At 67.5% G+C, this 15083-nt stretch carries 24 protein-coding genes; 13 read left to right on the top strand and 11 right to left on the bottom strand.

From position 1 onward, the window contains the following. Positions 1 to 3 precede the first annotated feature (3 nt). Positions 4 to 375: a hypothetical protein gene (locus WDM91_14430; protein ID MEI9995789.1), complete on the bottom strand. Its 372-nt coding sequence runs from the start codon at positions 373 to 375 to the stop codon at positions 4 to 6. A gap of 78 nt (positions 376 to 453) precedes the next feature. Continuing rightward, positions 454 to 714, bottom strand: a complete 261-nt coding sequence (locus WDM91_14425) for a hypothetical protein (GenBank protein ID MEI9995788.1) — start codon at positions 712 to 714, stop codon at positions 454 to 456. On the opposite strand from WDM91_14425, the gene WDM91_14420 reads away from it, so the two are divergent. Then, on the top strand, positions 713 to 1273 hold the full coding sequence (locus tag WDM91_14420) for a TIGR00645 family protein (GenBank protein ID MEI9995787.1): 561 nt from the start codon (positions 713 to 715) through the stop codon (positions 1271 to 1273). The genes WDM91_14425 and WDM91_14420 overlap by 2 nt on opposite strands. Before the next feature lie 142 nt (positions 1274 to 1415). On the opposite strand, the gene WDM91_14415 is transcribed toward WDM91_14420, so the two are convergent. After that, positions 1416 to 2222 carry a glutathione S-transferase family protein gene (locus WDM91_14415; GenBank protein ID MEI9995786.1) on the bottom strand — a complete coding sequence of 269 codons (807 nt, stop codon included), beginning with the start codon at positions 2220 to 2222 and terminating at the stop codon, positions 1416 to 1418. Here WDM91_14415 and WDM91_14410 point away from each other — a divergent pair. Together WDM91_14410 and WDM91_14405 are read left to right on the top strand one after the other, a co-directional pair. After that, the gene (locus WDM91_14410; GenBank protein MEI9995785.1) at positions 2221 to 2640 is read left to right on the top strand and encodes a PaaI family thioesterase; all 420 of its coding nucleotides are present in this window, start codon (positions 2221 to 2223) and stop codon (positions 2638 to 2640) included. The two genes, WDM91_14415 and WDM91_14410, sit on opposite strands and share 2 nt — an antisense overlap. Before the next feature lie 10 nt (positions 2641 to 2650). Next, positions 2651 to 3382, top strand: a complete 732-nt coding sequence (locus tag WDM91_14405; protein ID MEI9995784.1) for a YafY family protein — start codon at positions 2651 to 2653, stop codon at positions 3380 to 3382. Between the two features lie 2 nt (positions 3383 to 3384). On the opposite strand, the gene WDM91_14400 is transcribed toward WDM91_14405, so the two are convergent. Beyond that, complete coding sequence (locus WDM91_14400) at positions 3385 to 3531, bottom strand: hypothetical protein (protein ID MEI9995783.1); 147 nt, start codon at positions 3529 to 3531, stop codon at positions 3385 to 3387. Positions 3532 to 3774: 243 nt separating this feature from the next. On the opposite strand from WDM91_14400, the gene WDM91_14395 reads away from it, so the two are divergent. Beyond that, positions 3775 to 4218, top strand: coding sequence for a hypothetical protein (locus WDM91_14395; GenBank protein MEI9995782.1), 444 nt, complete (start codon positions 3775 to 3777; stop codon positions 4216 to 4218). A 91-nt stretch (positions 4219 to 4309) separates the two neighbouring features. Continuing rightward, on the top strand, positions 4310 to 4861 hold the full coding sequence (locus WDM91_14390; GenBank protein ID MEI9995781.1) for a hypothetical protein: 552 nt from the start codon (positions 4310 to 4312) through the stop codon (positions 4859 to 4861). Between the two features lie 77 nt (positions 4862 to 4938). Here WDM91_14390 and WDM91_14385 read toward each other — a convergent pair whose 3' ends face one another. Both WDM91_14385 and WDM91_14380 read right to left on the bottom strand, forming a co-directional pair. Then, on the bottom strand, positions 4939 to 5331 hold the full coding sequence (locus WDM91_14385; GenBank protein ID MEI9995780.1) for a hypothetical protein: 393 nt from the start codon (positions 5329 to 5331) through the stop codon (positions 4939 to 4941). 7 nt (positions 5332 to 5338) lie between these two features. Next, a complete protein-coding gene (locus WDM91_14380; GenBank protein ID MEI9995779.1) occupies positions 5339 to 6016 on the bottom strand; it encodes a lipid-binding SYLF domain-containing protein in 678 nt (225 codons plus the stop codon). A gap of 238 nt (positions 6017 to 6254) precedes the next feature. Between WDM91_14380 and WDM91_14375 the strand changes: the two genes are divergently transcribed. After that, on the top strand, positions 6255 to 6611 hold the full coding sequence (locus WDM91_14375) for a hypothetical protein (protein ID MEI9995778.1): 357 nt from the start codon (positions 6255 to 6257) through the stop codon (positions 6609 to 6611). Positions 6612 to 6616: 5 nt separating this feature from the next. On the opposite strand, the gene WDM91_14370 is transcribed toward WDM91_14375, so the two are convergent. Both WDM91_14370 and WDM91_14365 read right to left on the bottom strand, forming a co-directional pair. Further along, on the bottom strand, positions 6617 to 7219 hold the full coding sequence (locus WDM91_14370) for a hypothetical protein (protein ID MEI9995777.1): 603 nt from the start codon (positions 7217 to 7219) through the stop codon (positions 6617 to 6619). Between the two features lie 80 nt (positions 7220 to 7299). Continuing rightward, positions 7300 to 7911 (bottom strand): glutathione S-transferase, encoded by a 612-nt coding sequence (locus WDM91_14365; GenBank protein MEI9995776.1) that lies wholly within the window; start codon positions 7909 to 7911, stop codon positions 7300 to 7302. Between the two features lie 156 nt (positions 7912 to 8067). On the opposite strand from WDM91_14365, the gene WDM91_14360 reads away from it, so the two are divergent. Genes WDM91_14360 through WDM91_14340 form a run of 5 tightly spaced genes read left to right on the top strand, consistent with a single transcriptional unit; the run spans position 8068 to position 11157 of the window. Beyond that, entirely contained in the window at positions 8068 to 8394 is a 327-nt protein-coding gene (locus WDM91_14360; GenBank protein MEI9995775.1) for a hypothetical protein, read from the top strand. A gap of 10 nt (positions 8395 to 8404) precedes the next feature. Beyond that, positions 8405 to 9283, top strand: a complete 879-nt coding sequence (locus WDM91_14355; GenBank protein MEI9995774.1) for an MBL fold metallo-hydrolase — start codon at positions 8405 to 8407, stop codon at positions 9281 to 9283. Positions 9284 to 9314: 31 nt separating this feature from the next. Beyond that, entirely contained in the window at positions 9315 to 9581 is a 267-nt protein-coding gene (locus WDM91_14350) for a type II toxin-antitoxin system prevent-host-death family antitoxin (protein ID MEI9995773.1), read from the top strand. Then, on the top strand, positions 9578 to 9961 hold the full coding sequence (locus WDM91_14345; protein MEI9995772.1) for a type II toxin-antitoxin system VapC family toxin: 384 nt from the start codon (positions 9578 to 9580) through the stop codon (positions 9959 to 9961). Before WDM91_14350 ends, WDM91_14345 begins: the two co-directional genes overlap by 4 nt. Next, a complete protein-coding gene (locus WDM91_14340) occupies positions 9958 to 11157 on the top strand; it encodes an amidohydrolase family protein (protein ID MEI9995771.1) in 1200 nt (399 codons plus the stop codon). The genes WDM91_14345 and WDM91_14340 overlap by 4 nt, the downstream gene beginning before the upstream one ends. 2 nt (positions 11158 to 11159) lie before the next feature. On the opposite strand, the gene WDM91_14335 is transcribed toward WDM91_14340, so the two are convergent. Continuing rightward, complete coding sequence (locus tag WDM91_14335) at positions 11160 to 11462, bottom strand: NIPSNAP family protein (protein ID MEI9995770.1); 303 nt, start codon at positions 11460 to 11462, stop codon at positions 11160 to 11162. 74 nt (positions 11463 to 11536) lie between these two features. Here WDM91_14335 and WDM91_14330 point away from each other — a divergent pair, with 74 nt between their 5' ends. Next, positions 11537 to 12235, top strand: coding sequence for a winged helix-turn-helix domain-containing protein (locus tag WDM91_14330; protein ID MEI9995769.1), 699 nt, complete (start codon positions 11537 to 11539; stop codon positions 12233 to 12235). Between the two features lie 7 nt (positions 12236 to 12242). Here the strand turns inward: WDM91_14330 and WDM91_14325 are convergent, their stop codons facing one another. Beyond that, positions 12243 to 13007, bottom strand: a complete 765-nt coding sequence (locus WDM91_14325) for a DUF1499 domain-containing protein (GenBank protein MEI9995768.1) — start codon at positions 13005 to 13007, stop codon at positions 12243 to 12245. 10 nt (positions 13008 to 13017) lie between these two features. After that, positions 13018 to 14652, bottom strand: coding sequence for a 3-(methylthio)propionyl-CoA ligase (locus WDM91_14320; protein MEI9995767.1), 1635 nt, complete (start codon positions 14650 to 14652; stop codon positions 13018 to 13020). A 165-nt stretch (positions 14653 to 14817) separates the two neighbouring features. On the opposite strand from WDM91_14320, the gene WDM91_14315 reads away from it, so the two are divergent. Next, the gene (locus WDM91_14315) at positions 14818 to 14952 is read left to right on the top strand and encodes a hypothetical protein (protein MEI9995766.1); all 135 of its coding nucleotides are present in this window, start codon (positions 14818 to 14820) and stop codon (positions 14950 to 14952) included. The last annotated feature ends 131 nt before the right edge of the window (positions 14953 to 15083 follow it).

The following is a 15083-nucleotide window of genomic DNA, read 5'->3' as shown; positions in this document are numbered from 1 at the left end:
ATATCAGTTGAAGGAGATTTTGATGTGCTCGGCGTCGGTCACGCCTTCTTTCGTGACCGAGCTGAGCCAATCGTTGGAATGGCCCGGCGCCTGCTCGCTGTTTTGGAGGGCGGCGCCTCCCTGGGTCGCGGGGACGGTGACATCCGCGCTCGTCGCGCCGTTGAATGCGGGCGTCGTATCGAGCCGCAAAGTCGTCATCGTCGCCGCGGGCCCGCCCGGCACGGCGAATGTGCCGTTTTCCTGCTTTGCGATTGCTGTTGCCGAGCCGTCGTTTGCGATCGCGTAAAGATCGAAATTCGCCTTAACGCCCGGGGTGATATTGCTTATCTGTGGCTTCAGAATGACGGGCTGGCCCGCCTTGGCTTTGAATTTCACGATACACGCCCCCTCCATGACTAGGACACGACGGTATTCGTCAATGGATGACGCGGGATACATGCGCGCTGTTCTTATTCACAGACGATTTGTTTTTTCCCCGAAGCGTAGATCGACTTGAAAACCGAATGTAATCAAACAGGTCCAAAGAAAACGAAATAAAACTTCGGGCGCGGCCTCCGGAAAAGAGTGTGGACAAACGAAGCCGGCGCCGCCTTCGAAGCCGATTTGCGGGGCCGGGCGGGAATCGCCGCCGCTGCGATGAAGCGGTTGCCGCCGGCATGCCGCGCAAGCATAGTCGGCGCCGTTCGAACGCCTGTCGGGAAAGACCAGCACCATGCATACGCGCAATGCCGTCGAGAAGGCGCTCGAATCGCTGCTTTTCAATTCGCGCTGGCTGCTCGCGCCGATCTATCTCGGGCTGGTCGTGTCGCTGGTCATGCTGCTCTTCGCCTTCGGGCGCGAACTGTTCACGGCGCTGCCCAATTTGCTGCACCTGACGCCGGAGGAGGTCATCCTTTCGGTGCTGTCGCTGATCGACCTGTCGCTGGCGCTCAACCTCGTGCTGATCGTGGTGTTCTCGGGCTATGAGAACTTCGTCTCCAAAATCGACACCGGCGGCAGCGAGGACCGGCCGGACTGGATGGGCACGCTGGATTTCTCCGGCCTCAAGATGAAGCTGATCGGCTCGATCGTCGCGATCTCGGCGATCTCGCTGCTGCGCGCCTTCATGACGGTGCAGGAGAGCATCCAGCCGGTGGACGAGGCGCGGCTGCGCTGGATGGTGATCCTGCACCTGACCTTCATCGTCTCGGGCGTGCTGTTCGCGCTGATGGACTGGCTTGCCTCGCTGACGGACAAGGACCTGCCGGCCCGTCTGCCGCCGGGCGAAGGGTAAGGCCGATCTGATGTGAGTTGACCCATTTAGGTCCGTCGTCGCCCGCTTCATGCGGGCGATCCATTTTGTCTTCTGTGCCGAGAGATGGATTGCCCGGACGAGCCGGGCAATGACGGACAGGTTTTCTCAAGCCAAGACTGCCCTAAGCCGCGCCCGCGAACGCCGGATAGAAGCGCGCCATCATTCGGTCGCGATAGGCGACGAGGTTGGGATGGTCCAGCGCGGTCGCGCGCAGCGGCGTGTCGAAATGCGGCGTCAGCACGCCCGCCAGCATCGCGAAGGCCGTGGCGTCGGCGCCGCAGGGCGCTTCGCCGATGAGATAGGGCTTGTCGCCCAGGATCGCGGCGAGGCTCGCGATGTCCTTCGCCGCGAGCTGCGCAATCTCGGCGGGCGAGTGCCGGCCGAGGCCCTGGCCCTGCAGGTAGTCCCGCGTCCGCTGGCGCGCCGCCTCGCGCACGCCGTCTGGCGCGCCTTCGAAGAAGAGCGCCGGGCCCTTGGCGAAATTGCCGTCGTCGATCCAGCGGGCGTGCAGCAGCGCGAAGTAGAGGTGATCCTCGAGCATGCGCTCCACCGCCCAGGCGAGCGCCTTCTGCTCCGCCGTCAGATGGGCGTCGAGATCGACGCCATGGACCTCCTCCAGATGGGCGCGGATGAAGGTCGAATCGCCGATCCGGAAGCCGCGGTCCTCGATGAACGGCACCTTGCCCTTGGGTGCGGCGGGTGGCGCGGCCCGCTCGCGGACATAGGGCAGGCCACTCATCTGGAGCTGGACCTCGGTCTTCATCACGAACGGGCTGGGGTCGGGCAGGCCGAAAGCCGGGCCGAAGGAGAACAGGATGAGCATGGAAAATCCCGCGTCGAAATCGGCGCTTCTCTTAAGGGCCCACTGCTGACAACATGCTGTCAGCAGTCTGGCAGCAGGATCGGCGGCCAGATGGAGGACTGCCATGCCCCTTTCCGTGTTCGACCGCTTTGCCATGCCGCCTTGCGCCGCGCTGCTCGGCTGGCATCTGATCGACGCGGATGCCGCCAAGGGCCGGGTGCAGGTGGGCTTCGAGGCACGCGCCGAATTCTGCAACGGCTCTGGCTTCGTGCAGGGCGGTTTCGTCTCGGCGATGCTCGACGACACGATGGGGCCGGCGGTGCTGGTCGCCAGCGCGGGCCGCGCCTATGTCGTGACCATCGGGATGCAGGTGCAGTTCCTCCGCGCGGCGCGGCCCGGCCGCTTCACCGGCGAGGGCCTGGTGCTGCAGCTCGGCAAGACGGTCGCCTTCATCGAGGCGCGGCTCAGCGACGCCGACGGCCGGCTCGTCGCCACCGCGACGTCGAGCGCGCGGCTGATGCCGATCGAGAAGCTCGCGGCATGAGGAAGCGGCCATGAGGCGGGCCGAGCGCCTGTTCCAGATCATCCAGATCCTGCGCCGCTCCAGGCGGCGGCCGATCACGGCGGGCGACATCGCGAGCGAGCTCGAGACCTCGCTGCGCACGGTCTATCGCGACATCTCGCAATTGCTGGCCGAGCGCGTGCCGATCCGCGGCGAGGCCGGAATCGGCTATATCCTCGAAGACGGCTTCGACATGCCGCCGCTGATGCTGACCGCGGACGAGATCGAGGCGGCGATGCTCGGGGCGCAATGGGTGATGGGGCGCGGCGACGAATCCCTGACGCGCGCGGCGCGCGACCTCGTCGCCAAGATCGGCGCGGTGGTGCCGGCGCATCTGAAGCCGCTGGCGCTGGACTCGACGCTGGTCTCGCCGAACTGGCGGCGCATCGCGGTCGATGCGGTGGACATGGCGCGGGTGCGCGCCGCGATCCATGCCCAGACCAAGATCGCGCTCGCCTATGCCGATGAGCAGGGCCGCGCCAGCGAGCGCGTCATCTGGCCGATCGCGGTGTCTTATTGGGATACGGTGCGCGTCGTCGTGGCATGGTGCGAGCTGCGCAAGGCGTTCCGAAGCTTCCGCACCGACCGCGTGCGCGCCGCCGACTTTCTTGCGGAACGCTATCCCACGGCGCGGACGCGGCTGACGGCGCAATGGCGCAAGGAGATGGCCGAAGCGATCGCGCGCGGCGAGCACCGGCCGCGTCCGGATGAGCGGCGGATTTGACCTTAGTGCGGCAGGACGTGCCCGAACTGCAAGATGCCGGCTGTCGCCCATAGCGCCATGATGAACGCCACCACCGCCGGGTGCGGCAGCCAGCTCGGGCGGACGCGGGCATCCGTCCGGTACGGCCGTCTGTTTTCGTATGCCGCCATGCTTTCCATCCCAGCCTGTCTTTTTTGAACGCGCCAGCGCGCAAACCGCTCCCGCATTCCAAAGTTCCGTCGCTGCACATGATGGGTAGGCCGCCCGGGTGCAACCGCGCCGAACGTCGCGGGAAGCGCCGTGATACCCATTTTGGGCGTGCCCGATCTGGTGACAACCGGAGACACTTGCTAGCGAGGCAGCGCAGCTTTCGCTTGTATCGCACCGCTTGGCGTTTGCTGCGAGGGGGACACATGGCGCATGTTGATGGCGTAAAGGACGACGCGGTGGCTACAGCCGCCCGGCTTGCGACCGCCTATATCTTGAGCCTGGTCGGCGAAGTGCTGCGGACGATTCCCATCGACCTCGTCGATCTGCTGATCGTCACCGCCGTCTCGAATGCCAATCTCGCAGCCGGTCCCGGCGACACGGCTCTCGGGGCACGGCGGACGCCGGCGCATATCGGGATCAGCCGCAATGCGGTCAGCCGCGCGCTCAACATCCCGTTGGAGACGGTGCGCCGCCGGGTCGCCGGTCTGATTGCGCGCCAGGTGCTGGCGGCGCGGCCGGACGGCTTGGTGTTCATGCCGGACAATCCGCTGGGGCTCGGCGACAACGCGGCCCTGCAGGCCTTCAATCTGCAGCAGCTCCGCACCCTGTTCCACAACCTGAAGGCGCTGGGCGTAGCTCTGGACTAGAGCGCGGCTGGTAGGCTTAGACTCCGGGGTGGCCGCGGAGTCGGCCATGCCCCGCGATGCGACTCAGCCACCGGGAGCGAAAGGACCCCCTATGGCCGAGGCGAGCAAGAAGCGTGATCCCGGTGCCGTTGCGGCGCCCCTGCCGCGCGCGGTTCCGCCCGGGGGTCTGGCCGAGCCCGGCCCCTCGGTGCGCGACCACCCCCATTCGCGCCTGGTCGCGCATTTCGTCTCGGAGTTCATCCTGCGCTCCGCCGAAGGCGTCAGCGAGGTGTTCGATCACGACTACGAAGCGGCGATCCTCTTCATGACCATCTCCAACCGCAATTCGGAGAAGGTGATGAGCGATCCCAAGCTGCGCGAGATCTACGGCAGCTACAAGACCACGATCCCGCCGGAGCATGCGTTGCTGATCAGCCGGATGGCGCTAGCGCGCGCGACGGGCCTGCCGCGCGAGACGGTGCGGCGCAAGGTGGCCAAGCTGCTGGCGAAAGGCTGGATCCTCGAATTGCCGGGCGGCCTGCGGGCCATGCCCGATCTCAATCGCGCGCCGGAATATATCGCGGCGCTGGAACCGCAGGCGCAGAACCTGCGCCGGCTGTTCACGGTGCTGCTGAACAGCGGCGCGCTGAATGGCGGCGGCTGAAGACGGCGAGAAACGATTTCGGGGAGGGATGGGCATCCCTCCCCGAATGGTTTGTCGCTCGCGCGAGGGCCGCCGATCTATTTGATCGCCATCAGCGTCGCCGCGGCGTCGGACGCCTTTTTGTGCGCCGTCGCCAGGTCGGGCGCGGCGAGGCCGGCCCGTGCGGTGTCGGCCGCGGCTTCCAGCGTCGCTTTCTTGCCCGCGTCCGCCGTATCGGGGATCGCGCCGGCGCCGGCATTGGCGCAAGGGTTGAGGCTCTTGGCGTCGAAGCCCGCCCCGCCCGGACCGACCAGGCAGTTGAGCGCATGATGCAGATGCATCTGCGTCCCCGCGAGATCGCCGGCCTTGGCCGCGAGATCGGCATGAGTCGAGGCCGTCACGATCTCGCCCGCGGGATCGGCTGCCAGGACCGGCAGCGGCGCCAGCAGCAGCGCCGCCAGCGCGGCGCCGGTCAGGACATCGCGTTTCATGTGCACCTCACCACACCGAAGCGAGATTGCGCTGCAGCGGCGCCGTCGCGCGATTCTTGAAGCGGTTGGCGAGAATGCCCGAGACGCTGGCGTCGCGGCCGTAGAAATCGGCGTTGCGGTCCTCGTCCGCCTTCACCACCGAGCCGTTGAAAGTCAGGCCGCCATAGGCACCGGTGCCCGAGCTCCACACGATGATGTCGCCGCCGCGCACCGTGGTGGCGCCTTCCGCGGCCGAGCTCAGCGTCACGACGGTGAGGCCGGCGCCGGCGCCGAGCTTGGTCTCGCCCTGCTGGATGCCGCGCAGGCCGCGCTCGGTCATGATGATCATCACCAGCTCCGCCTGCTGCAGGCCGATCTGCAATCCGAACGACGCCGAGGCCAGCGTGAAGAACGCCGGCGAACTCCAGCTGCGGCCGCTGCGCTTGAGCAGCACGCCGTCGCCGCCCTCGGCGCCGAAGATGAAGCCGCCCTTGACCAGGCGCGGCACGATCAGCACGGCGCGGGCGGAATGGATCGTGCGCGCGGCCTGCGCGAAGGCGGGGTCGCTGCGCAGGTGGCTGACGGTGCGATCGGCGCGCGACAGCAATTCGGTCTGGTCCGAGGCCTGGGCCGGCAGGAATGTTGCGGCCGCGGCGAGTGCCGCGCCGAGTGCGAACCGAGTGGCGAGCTTGTGCAATCCGAGCATGAAATGATCCTCCTGAAGTTGGCCGGAGCCTAGACCATTTGCCGCCGCACGAGAACGGCGAAGCGCGCGGAAAGCGCGCTGCCATCGATCTTTTCGCTGACACGCAGCGATGACGGAGCGATGGCGGAACGCATCATGCGCCGCTGCGTTATCATCAATCGTGTCGGAGGGCGTGGGCGATTTCCTTGGCGGCCAACCCGCCGATCCCCATCTGACAAGCAGTCTCCGGGAGAGCCGCATGACCGACGTCCAGCCTCCGATCGTCGCGCCGCCGATTACCGAGACGCGCACACTGGTGATCATCGTCTACGGACTCTATCTCGCCGGCGCAGTGACCTTCGGCGCCGCCGGTCTGGTCGGCGTCATCCTCGCTTATATCAAGCGGGACGAGGCGCGGGGCACCGTCTGGGAGACGCATTTCAACAACGCGATCGAGACGTTCTGGATCTGGTTCGCGCTCTATGTCGTGGGCTGGGCGACGACCTGGCTGTTCTTCGTCGGCTTCCTGGTGATCGCCGCGGCCTTCGTCTATTTCCTCTACCGCACCATCCGCGGCCTGCTCGCGGCGCTGGACTCGCGGCCTTATATCGCCTGAACGGCTCAGTCGCGATGCGTGAAGCGCTCGTCCGGGAAGCGGTGCGGGTTGGCCGTCGCATGTCCTGCCGCCGGCCGGACGCGCAGCAGGAACCAGCCGATGGCACCCAGCATCAAGGCCAGCGCGAAGGAATACGGCACGAAGCCGTAGATCAGCCAGGGCACGCTCGCCGCGGTGTGGAAGCTCATTCCCATCTGCGCCCCCCACAGCGTGCAGTCGCCGATGCCCGCCTCGCTGACCGAGCAGCCGGGATAGAGCGCGCTGTGCACCACCGCCATCGGCAGCATGAGGCCCGCCAGCGGCAGGAGCAGCAGCGTGAACGCAGCTAGCAGCGGACGATGCGCGAACAGGCACGCGATCGCCGCAAGCAAGGCGACGCCGACCAGCACCATCGTGTCGCCATTGACGATCCAGGCGAGATCGAGCGCGTCGCGCAGGCCGCCGCCGAGCGCCAGGCCGCGGCAGACATCGGGGCCGGGCGCGCATCGTGCCGCCAGCGCGACGCCGCGCACGCTCCAGGCCAGCAGCGACGGGCCCAGAACCAGCGTCAGGCATGCCAGCCAGACATTGCGCGCGAGATGACCGCCGCTATGGTCCGCGTTTTCCATGCCGGAATGTTAAGCATGTCCCGCCGCTGTTTTGTGGCGGATTCTCCGGCCATGCTTAACGCCGGTTCCCGCCCGGAACCTCAGGCCTTGGCGGACGGGCGGTCCTTCACCCGGACGAACCAGGCGGTGAGATTGCGGAATTCCGGATTGAGCGGCTGCCCCACCTGGCCGCCGAAATCGAGGAAGCAATAGAGCAGCACGTCGGCCAGCGTGAAGCGGCTGCCCGCGACGAAATCCTTGCCCGCCATCTGGCCATCGAGCCATTTGAGGCGATCCTGCGCGACGCGCTTGAGACCGTCGGCCGCCTCCGGCACCGTCACGACGCGGTTCTGGAACAGCGGCAGCCCCTGGCTGTAGCGAAAGCCGTTGGCCAGCGGCTCGCAGATGTTGAGGTCGATGCGCCGGGTCCACATCCGCGTCTCGGCCTTCTCCTCGGGCGTGCTGCCGATAAGGGCGGGCGTCGGGCTCTTGTCTTCGAGATATTCGCAGATCGGAACGATCTCGGAGAGATAGGACCCGCAGTCCAGTTCGAGGCACGGCATCTGGCCGTGCGGATTGCGCGCCAGATGCGGCTCCCGGCGGTTCTCGCCCGCCATCAGGTTCACCTCCTCCAGGGGAAGCGCGATGCCCTTCTCCGCCATGAACATGCGCACGACGCGCGGATTGGGTCCGATGGAATTGTAGAGCTTCATGATCGCCTCCCGGTGTTTTGCGTGGACGCTAGGCAGGCCAGCCGGGGGCGTCAAACACGCCGCAGCGGAAAGCCGCGGCGTTCCTTTTCCGTCCCGCCCGCATTATCATAGGCGGGACTGACACAGCGCGGCGCGTGCCGCGCATCGGAACAGGTTTTGCGCAAAATCCTCATTCTCGCGGCGGGTTGGGTCCTGACGGTGATCGGCGCGCTGCTGACCCCCATGCCGATCCCGATTCCGCTGATCGGCCTGCTGCCGCTGATGGCGGGACTGGCGATCCTGATCCACCATTCGCGCACCATGCGGCGCGCGATCCAGCGTGCCCGCCACCGCGTGCGCTGGCTGTCCTACATGCTCGAGCATTTCGCCCGTCGCGCCCCCAAGAAGATCGGCCGGATCGTGCACCGTTCGCATCCGGCGGCGATCCTGCGCAAGCAGCGCATCATGACCCGCCCGCCCGACGGCACGGACGGCAACAGCTAGGACGTCCGGCATGGCCATCCCCTTCATCCGCGAATTCGAGCCTCGCTATGGCGAGGAGGTGCGCGTCACGCCGCTGGTCTCGCGCATCGTCGCGAACAATCCCGGGCCGTTCACCTTCATGGGCACGGGCGTCTACATCGTGGGCGGCGACGAGGTCGCGGTGATCGATCCGGGTCCCGACCTGCCCGAGCACGTCGAAGCCCTGAAGCGGGCGCTGGCCGGACGCCGCGTCACGCATATCCTCGTCACCCATTGCCACAGCGACCACTCGCCGGCCGCAAGGCCGCTGAAGGCGTGGTCGGGCGCCAAGACCTATGCCTTCGGGCCGCACAATGCGGGACGCCAGGACGGTCCCAAGCTCGAGGCCGGCGGCGACCTGGATTTCATGCCGGACGAGCGGGTGACCGACGGCCAGCTGCTCGCCGGCAAGGACTTCAGCTTCGAATGCGTCCACACGCCAGGGCACACCTCCAACCACATGTGCTTTGCGCTGCGCGAAGAGCGGGCGCTGTTCACCGGCGACCACATCATGGGCTGGTCGACCACGGTGGTGACGCCGCCCGACGGCGACATGGCGGACTACATCGCGAGCGTCGAGAAGCTCGAACGCCGCGACGACCGCGTGCTCTATCCCACCCATGGCGCGCCGATCGCCGCGCCCAAGCCCTTCCTCGCCGCCTATCGCGAGCACCGCATGGACCGCGAGCGCCAGGTCCTGGCCGCGATCACGGCCGGCCTCGACACCATTCCCGCGATGGTCGCGCGCATCTATGCCGACGTCGATGTACGGCTGCATCCCGCCGCCTCGCGTTCGGTCCTGGCGCACCTGATCAAGCTGGACCGCGAGGGAAAGGTGCTGCGCGACGGCGATAAATATCGGTTGTCTTGACACGGTAGCTACCGGTAGCTACTTTTTTGCCATGACGACCGTCTCGATCAAGGACGCCAAAAACCGCTTCACCGAGCTCGGCCGCGCGGCCGAGAATGGCGAGACGATCACAGTCACGCGGAACGGCAAGCCGGCCTTCGTCATCGCGCCGCTGGGCAAGCGCGGCGGGCTGGATCTGGAAGCCGGTCACAGGTACCTCACCGAACAAGGCATCGACGGCTTCTTCGGCGACGTTCCGCGCGATTTCGACGACCCGCTTCCCGAAGACATCCTTCTGCGGCCGTTGCCGGAGAAATGAGGCTCCTTGCCGATACGCATATCCTGATCGCGCTGGCCGAGCGGACAGTGCTCCCCGGTCGTTTGATGAAAGCCATGATGGACGCCGACAATGCGTTGTTTGCCAGCGTCGCCAGTCTTTGGGAGATCGCGATCAAGGTACGCCTCGGCAAACTGCCGCTCACCCGGCCGCTCGATGCCTTTCCGGGCTTTCTCGAGCGCGCCCGCTTTTCCGTCATCGACATCTCGGCGGATCATGCGCTCGCGCTTGCCCAGCCTGAGCCGCCAACGCGCGACCCCTTCGATCGCCTCCTGCTCGCGCAGTGTCAGGTCGAGGGTCTTCGTCTTGTGACGGTGGACCGCGCCTTGGCGGCGCATCCGCTGGCCTGGCGCGAAACATGATCGCGCTGCATCCCGCCCGCGTCTGGAGCGCCGGTGACGGCGTGCGCGTGGGGCTGTCGGTCCTCATCGACGGGACGCACATCGCGAGGATCGCGCCGCGGAGCGAACTGGGCGCGGCGGCGCAGGACGTCGAGCTGCCGGGCTGCACCTTGCTGCCGGGCCTGATGGACCTGCATTCACATCTGTTTCTCCATCCCTACAATGAGAGGTCCTGGGACGACCAGGTTCTGAAAGAGGCCGAGGCCTATCGCACCGTGCGGGCGGTGAACCACGCGCGCGCCACGCTGGCGGCCGGCTTCACCACGCTGCGTGATCTGGGGACCGAGGGTGCGGGCTATGCCGATGTCGCGCTCAAGCGCGCCATCGCGGACGGCGTGACGCCGGGGCCGCGCCTGTTCGTCGCCGGCCCGGCCGTCGTGGCGACCGGCTCCTACGGTCCGGCACGGCGGAATTACCGGCCCGATTGCTGCTTCCCGCAAGGCGCCGAAGAAGCGAGCGGCATCGACCAAGTGGTGCGCGCCGTGCGCCACCAGGCGGCGCATGGCGCGGACTGGATCAAGCTCTATGCCGACTACGGCGCCGGGCCACGGGGCGAGACGGTGCCGACCTTCTCGATCGACGAGCTGCGCGCGGCTTGCGACACGGCCCATTCCCTCGGGCGGCCGGTGGCCAGTCACGCGACCTCGGACGAAGGCATGCGCCGCTCGATCCTGGCGGGCGTCGACAGCATCGAGCACGGCTATGGCGGCAGCCCCGCGACCTTCGCGCTGATGCGGCTCAAGGGCATCGCGTATTTCCCGACCCTGATGGCGGCGCAGGCGATCAGCCTCTACCGCGGCGAATATACGCCGGGCGGTCCACCATCGCCGCGCATGGCGGAGGCCGCACGCGCCTTTGCCGCGGCACGCGATGCGGGCGTGACCATCGGCTGCGGCAGCGATGTCGGCGTCTTCGCGCACGGCACCAATCTGGACGAGCTGCGCGCGATGGCGCGGCTGGGGATGACGAACGAAGAGGCGCTGACGGCCGCGACCGCGGTGAATGCCGCTGTGCTGCGGCGGGCGGACACGCTGGGCCGCGTCGCGGAGGGGTTCGTCGCCGATCTCGTCGCGGTGGGCGGCGATCCCGTGGCGGATCTCGATGTGCTCGCGAACCCCGCCTTCGTGATGACGGATGGGAGATGGTTCTCCGATTAGCGTCACGCCCTGCGCAGAAACGTCCGCTCTTCGCTCACGATGAAGCGCTCGCGTTGCGCGAAGGCGAAATTCTCCATCGCTTTCGCGTCCGCCCTCAGCCGCGCGCGGTATTGCTCATAGGCGGCCAGCGACGGAAACGAGATCAGCGCCAGCGCGATGTTGTCCGTCCCTTCATGCGGCATCCAGTAGCCGACGAGATCGCCGCCGCAGGCCGGGATGATCGATGCCCACGCCTTCGCATAGGCCTCGAACGCGTCGCGCTTGTAAGGATCGAGCACGTAGCGGATGCAGCAGGTCACGGTCACGGTGCGGTCTCCATCGAAGGATGGCGGCAGGCTAGGCCATGGACCGGCGGCCATGTTTCGACTACGCTCGAAGGATGAAATCCGGCCCCGACATCGCCGCGCTTGCTGCCCTGCTGGGCGATCCGGCGCGCGCCAACATGCTGACCGCGCTGCTCGGCGGCCAGGCGCTCACCGCGGGCGAGCTGGCGCGCGAGGCCGGCGTCACGGCGCAGACCGCCAGCGCGCATCTGGGCAAGCTCAGCGCCGGCGGGCTGGTCGTGCCGCGCCGCCAGGGCCGCCATGCCTATTACGCGCTGGCGGGCGCCGATGTCGCCGGCCTGCTCGAAACCCTCATGAGCCTCGCCGAGCGGACCGGTCATCGCCGCGCGCGCACCGGGCCGGCCGAGCCGGCGCTGCGCCGCGCCCGGGTCTGCTACGACCATCTGGCGGGCGACCTCGGCGTCGCGCTGTTCGACGGGATGATGGCGCGCCGTCTGCTCGCCCGCCGCGGCGACGGGCTGGCGTTGACGCGCAGGGGCGAAGCGTTCCTGCGCGCGTTCGGAATCGATCTCGCAGCGGCGATGTCCGCGCGGCGGGCGCTGTGCAAGGACTGCCTCGACTGGAGCGTGCGCCGCAGCCATCTCGCGGGCGCGCTGGGCGCGGCGCTGCTGGCGCGGATCTACGCCCTGGGCTGGGCGAAACGGGAGAGGGATTCGCGCGCGGTGACCTTCACGCCGCCGGGGTTGAAGGCGTTCGAGAAGATGTTTGTCGGCACCGTCGTCCCAGCGGAGTGACGGCGTGCTACTTCCCCTCGATCGCCTTGAGATAGGCCATGACCAGCGCGGCGCTGGCGCCCATGTCGCTCTCGCCGCTGCGGCTCTTGGCGCGGATGTCGAGGCGGGCGCCGATCCGGCCCGCGGGCATCACCCGGATCGAGATGTCGGCGACCCGCCCGAACCAGAAGCTGGTATGGGTCGCCTCGATGCGGCCGTCCTTCTCGCTGAAATAGACGACGTTCCAGCCCATGTCCTTGGCCCGCTCGAAGGCGCGCCAGAAGATCACCGAGGGCTTGGAGAGCAGCCGCGCCGGCTTGATGTCGGGATAGGCCTTCTTCTGCGCCGCCGCGACATGGGTGCGCTTGCCGCCATAGGTGACGAGCTTCATGCCGTCATACTCCGGCCCGTTCGGCGCGCCCGCCCGCAGCGGCAGCAGCGCTACGAAGGGCGGCGGATATTCCGGATCGGTCGAGATGTCGTGGATCGGCGGCGAGACGAGATAGAGCCGCAGCTGGTTGAGCGGAAAGAAGATCAGCAGCAGCGAGCCCGCCAGCCCCAGCGCGCCGGACTTCCAGCCCGCGCTGTCGTTGAGGTTCAGCGCCCGCGCCAGCCACAATCCGCCGGCCCCGGCGCCGACCAGCCCGAGCAGGAAGCCCGGCGCCGCGATCTCCAGCCCGCTCTGGTAGCTCCACCAATGATGGCTCACGCCATGCGAGGCGGTCAGCGCGATCGCCGCGCCGAGGACGAAGCAGACAAGCGAAAGGACGGCTGCGACGTACTGTGAGCGCATGACGCTGAGGCTACTCCGCGGCGGTGGGCAGGCGATAGGCGCCGAACTGCTCGCGCAGGGCGGTCTTCTGGATCTTGCCGGTCGCGGTGTGGGGGATCTCGGCGACGAACTGCACGTCGTCGGGCATCCACCACTTGGCGATCTTGCCGCCCAGATAGCCCAGAATCTCCTCGCGCGTCGCGCTCTTGCCGGGCTTGAGCACGACAATCAGCAGCGGCCGTTCGTCCCATTTGGGATGGTGCACGCCGATCACCGCGGCCTCGGCGACGGCCGGATGGCCGACCGCGAGGTTCTCGATCTCGATCGACGAGATCCATTCGCCGCCCGACTTGATCACGTCCTTCGAGCGGTCGGTGATGGTCATATAGCCTTCCGGGTCGATGGTCGCGACGTCGCCGGTGTCGAACCAGTCGTCCTTGTCGAAGGCGTCGCCGCCCTCGCCGCGGAAATACGCCTTCGCGACCGCCGGGCCGCGCACCTTCAGGTGGCCGAACGCCTTGCCGTCGCGCGGCAGCGCCTTGTCGTCGTCGTCGGTGATCTTCATCTCGACCCCGAACACCGCATGGCCCTGCTTGACCTTGTAGTCGAGCTGCTGGTCGTAAGGCAGCTCGGCGACATGGTGCTTGAGCGTGCCGGTGGTGCCCAGCGGGCTCATCTCGGTCATGCCCCAGGCATGGATGACCTGCACGCCGTATTTGGTCTCGAACGTCTCGATCATCGAACGCGGGCAGGCCGAGCCGCCGATCAGCACGCGCTTGAGGTGCGGCAGGGTGCGGCCCTGGGATTCCAGATATTGCAGCGCCGCCAGCCACACGGTGGGCACCGCGGCAGTCATCGTGACCTTCTCGTCCGTCATCAATTCGCAAACCGAGGGGCCATCGAGCTTGGGGCCCGGCATCACCAGCTTGGCGCCGACCATCGGCGCGGTGAAGGCGAGCGCCCAGGCATTGGCATGGAACATCGGCACCACGGGCAGGATCGAGTCGCGGCCCGACAGGCCCTGCGCATCGGTCTGCGCCGCCATCAGCGCATGCAGCACGTTGGAGCGGTGGGAGTAGAGCACGCCCTTCGGGTTGCCCGTCGTGCCCGAGGTGTAGCAGAGCCCGCAGGCCGCCGTCTCGTCGACCGCCTTCCAGGGGAAATTCTCGTCGGCGCCGGCGATGAATTCCTCGTAGGCCACGAGATTGGGGATGTTCGCCTTGGGCAGATGCGCCGCGTCGGTCAGCGCGATGTAGAGCTCGACAGTGGGCAGGTGCGGCGCGAGCTGCTCGACCAGCGGCGCGAAGGTGATGTCGAAGAACAGGACTTTGTCCTCGGCATGGTTGGCGATGTAGGCGAGCTGGTCGGGGAACAGCCGCGGATTGAGGGTGTGATAGACCGCGCCGATGCCGGCGATGCCGTACCAGGTCTCGATATGGCGCCAGGTGTTCCACGCCAGCGTCGCGACGCGGTCGCCTTCGCGGATGCCGAGCCGGTCCAGCGCCGCCGCCACCTTGTGCGACCGTGCGGCGATCTCGCCATACGTGGTGCGATGGATCGGCCCCTCGACCGAGCGGGTCACGACTTCGCGGTCGCCGTGGTTGATCGCGGCGTGGTCGATGATCTTGTGGACCAGCAACGGCCAGTCCTGCATGAGGCCCTGCATGGCGTAACCCTCTGTTTCTTGCCGATATAATAGGAAGCCCGAGCGGCGCGGGCAAATGTGCCGCTTTGTCGTCGCGGCCGCGCCGGATGCAGCGCATTTGGCGGCGCCCCCTGCCGCGCTATAAGCGCACGAGGGATTCCATGGCCGATAACGCGGACAACAGGCATGGCTGAGGGCGAGGACGGTGCCTCCGGCGGCGGCGCCGCGGCCGAAGCGCTCGACGACGCGCGCAAGCAATTCGCCGTCGCGCGCGGGCTGTACCTGACGGCGGCCGAGCGCGGGGCGCTGGGTAGGTTATAGACACAACTTGTCATCCCCGGCTGAGCGCGAGCGTCAGCGAGTGCGAAGGGAAGGGGACCCAGGTGGGAACACCGTGACGGAATTTGCCACCTGGGTCTGCGTACGCGGTCGCTACGCAGTCCCCTCACGCC

The sequence above is a fragment of the Rhizomicrobium sp. genome (assembly GCA_037200385.1).
In the GTDB taxonomy this organism is placed as follows: domain Bacteria; phylum Pseudomonadota; class Alphaproteobacteria; order Micropepsales; family Micropepsaceae; genus Rhizomicrobium.
Note: the sequence above shows the minus strand (reverse complement) of the source record. Positions and strands in the feature narration are given on the sequence as shown.

What these genes read in the sequence shown, in the direction of transcription:
- WDM91_14395 (MEI9995782.1), top strand. Translation starts at nt 3,775, where the DNA reads ATGGCGCATGTTGATGGCGTAAAGGACGACGCGGTGGCTACAGCCGCC.
- WDM91_14350 (MEI9995773.1), top strand. Translation starts at nt 9,315, where the DNA reads ATGACGACCGTCTCGATCAAGGACGCCAAAAACCGCTTCACCGAGCTC.
- WDM91_14355 (MEI9995774.1), top strand. Translation starts at nt 8,405, where the DNA reads ATGGCCATCCCCTTCATCCGCGAATTCGAGCCTCGCTATGGCGAGGAG.
- WDM91_14425 (MEI9995788.1), bottom strand. Translation starts at nt 714, where the DNA reads ATGGTGCTGGTCTTTCCCGACAGGCGTTCGAACGGCGCCGACTATGCT.
- WDM91_14345 (MEI9995772.1), top strand. Translation starts at nt 9,578, where the DNA reads ATGAGGCTCCTTGCCGATACGCATATCCTGATCGCGCTGGCCGAGCGG.
- WDM91_14415 (MEI9995786.1), bottom strand. Translation starts at nt 2,222, where the DNA reads ATGGCAGTCCTCCATCTGGCCGCCGATCCTGCTGCCAGACTGCTGACA.
- WDM91_14340 (MEI9995771.1), top strand. Translation starts at nt 9,958, where the DNA reads ATGATCGCGCTGCATCCCGCCCGCGTCTGGAGCGCCGGTGACGGCGTG.
- WDM91_14420 (MEI9995787.1), top strand. Translation starts at nt 713, where the DNA reads ATGCATACGCGCAATGCCGTCGAGAAGGCGCTCGAATCGCTGCTTTTC.
- WDM91_14390 (MEI9995781.1), top strand. Translation starts at nt 4,310, where the DNA reads ATGGCCGAGGCGAGCAAGAAGCGTGATCCCGGTGCCGTTGCGGCGCCC.
- WDM91_14400 (MEI9995783.1), bottom strand. Translation starts at nt 3,531, where the DNA reads ATGGCGGCATACGAAAACAGACGGCCGTACCGGACGGATGCCCGCGTC.
- WDM91_14410 (MEI9995785.1), top strand. Translation starts at nt 2,221, where the DNA reads ATGCCCCTTTCCGTGTTCGACCGCTTTGCCATGCCGCCTTGCGCCGCG.
- WDM91_14330 (MEI9995769.1), top strand. Translation starts at nt 11,537, where the DNA reads ATGAAATCCGGCCCCGACATCGCCGCGCTTGCTGCCCTGCTGGGCGAT.
- WDM91_14385 (MEI9995780.1), bottom strand. Translation starts at nt 5,331, where the DNA reads ATGAAACGCGATGTCCTGACCGGCGCCGCGCTGGCGGCGCTGCTGCTG.
- WDM91_14365 (MEI9995776.1), bottom strand. Translation starts at nt 7,911, where the DNA reads ATGAAGCTCTACAATTCCATCGGACCCAATCCGCGCGTCGTGCGCATG.
- WDM91_14315 (MEI9995766.1), top strand. Translation starts at nt 14,818, where the DNA reads ATGGCTGAGGGCGAGGACGGTGCCTCCGGCGGCGGCGCCGCGGCCGAA.
- WDM91_14370 (MEI9995777.1), bottom strand. Translation starts at nt 7,219, where the DNA reads ATGGAAAACGCGGACCATAGCGGCGGTCATCTCGCGCGCAATGTCTGG.
- WDM91_14320 (MEI9995767.1), bottom strand. Translation starts at nt 14,652, where the DNA reads ATGCAGGGCCTCATGCAGGACTGGCCGTTGCTGGTCCACAAGATCATC.
- WDM91_14325 (MEI9995768.1), bottom strand. Translation starts at nt 13,007, where the DNA reads ATGCGCTCACAGTACGTCGCAGCCGTCCTTTCGCTTGTCTGCTTCGTC.
- WDM91_14405 (MEI9995784.1), top strand. Translation starts at nt 2,651, where the DNA reads ATGAGGCGGGCCGAGCGCCTGTTCCAGATCATCCAGATCCTGCGCCGC.
- WDM91_14375 (MEI9995778.1), top strand. Translation starts at nt 6,255, where the DNA reads ATGACCGACGTCCAGCCTCCGATCGTCGCGCCGCCGATTACCGAGACG.
- WDM91_14380 (MEI9995779.1), bottom strand. Translation starts at nt 6,016, where the DNA reads ATGCTCGGATTGCACAAGCTCGCCACTCGGTTCGCACTCGGCGCGGCA.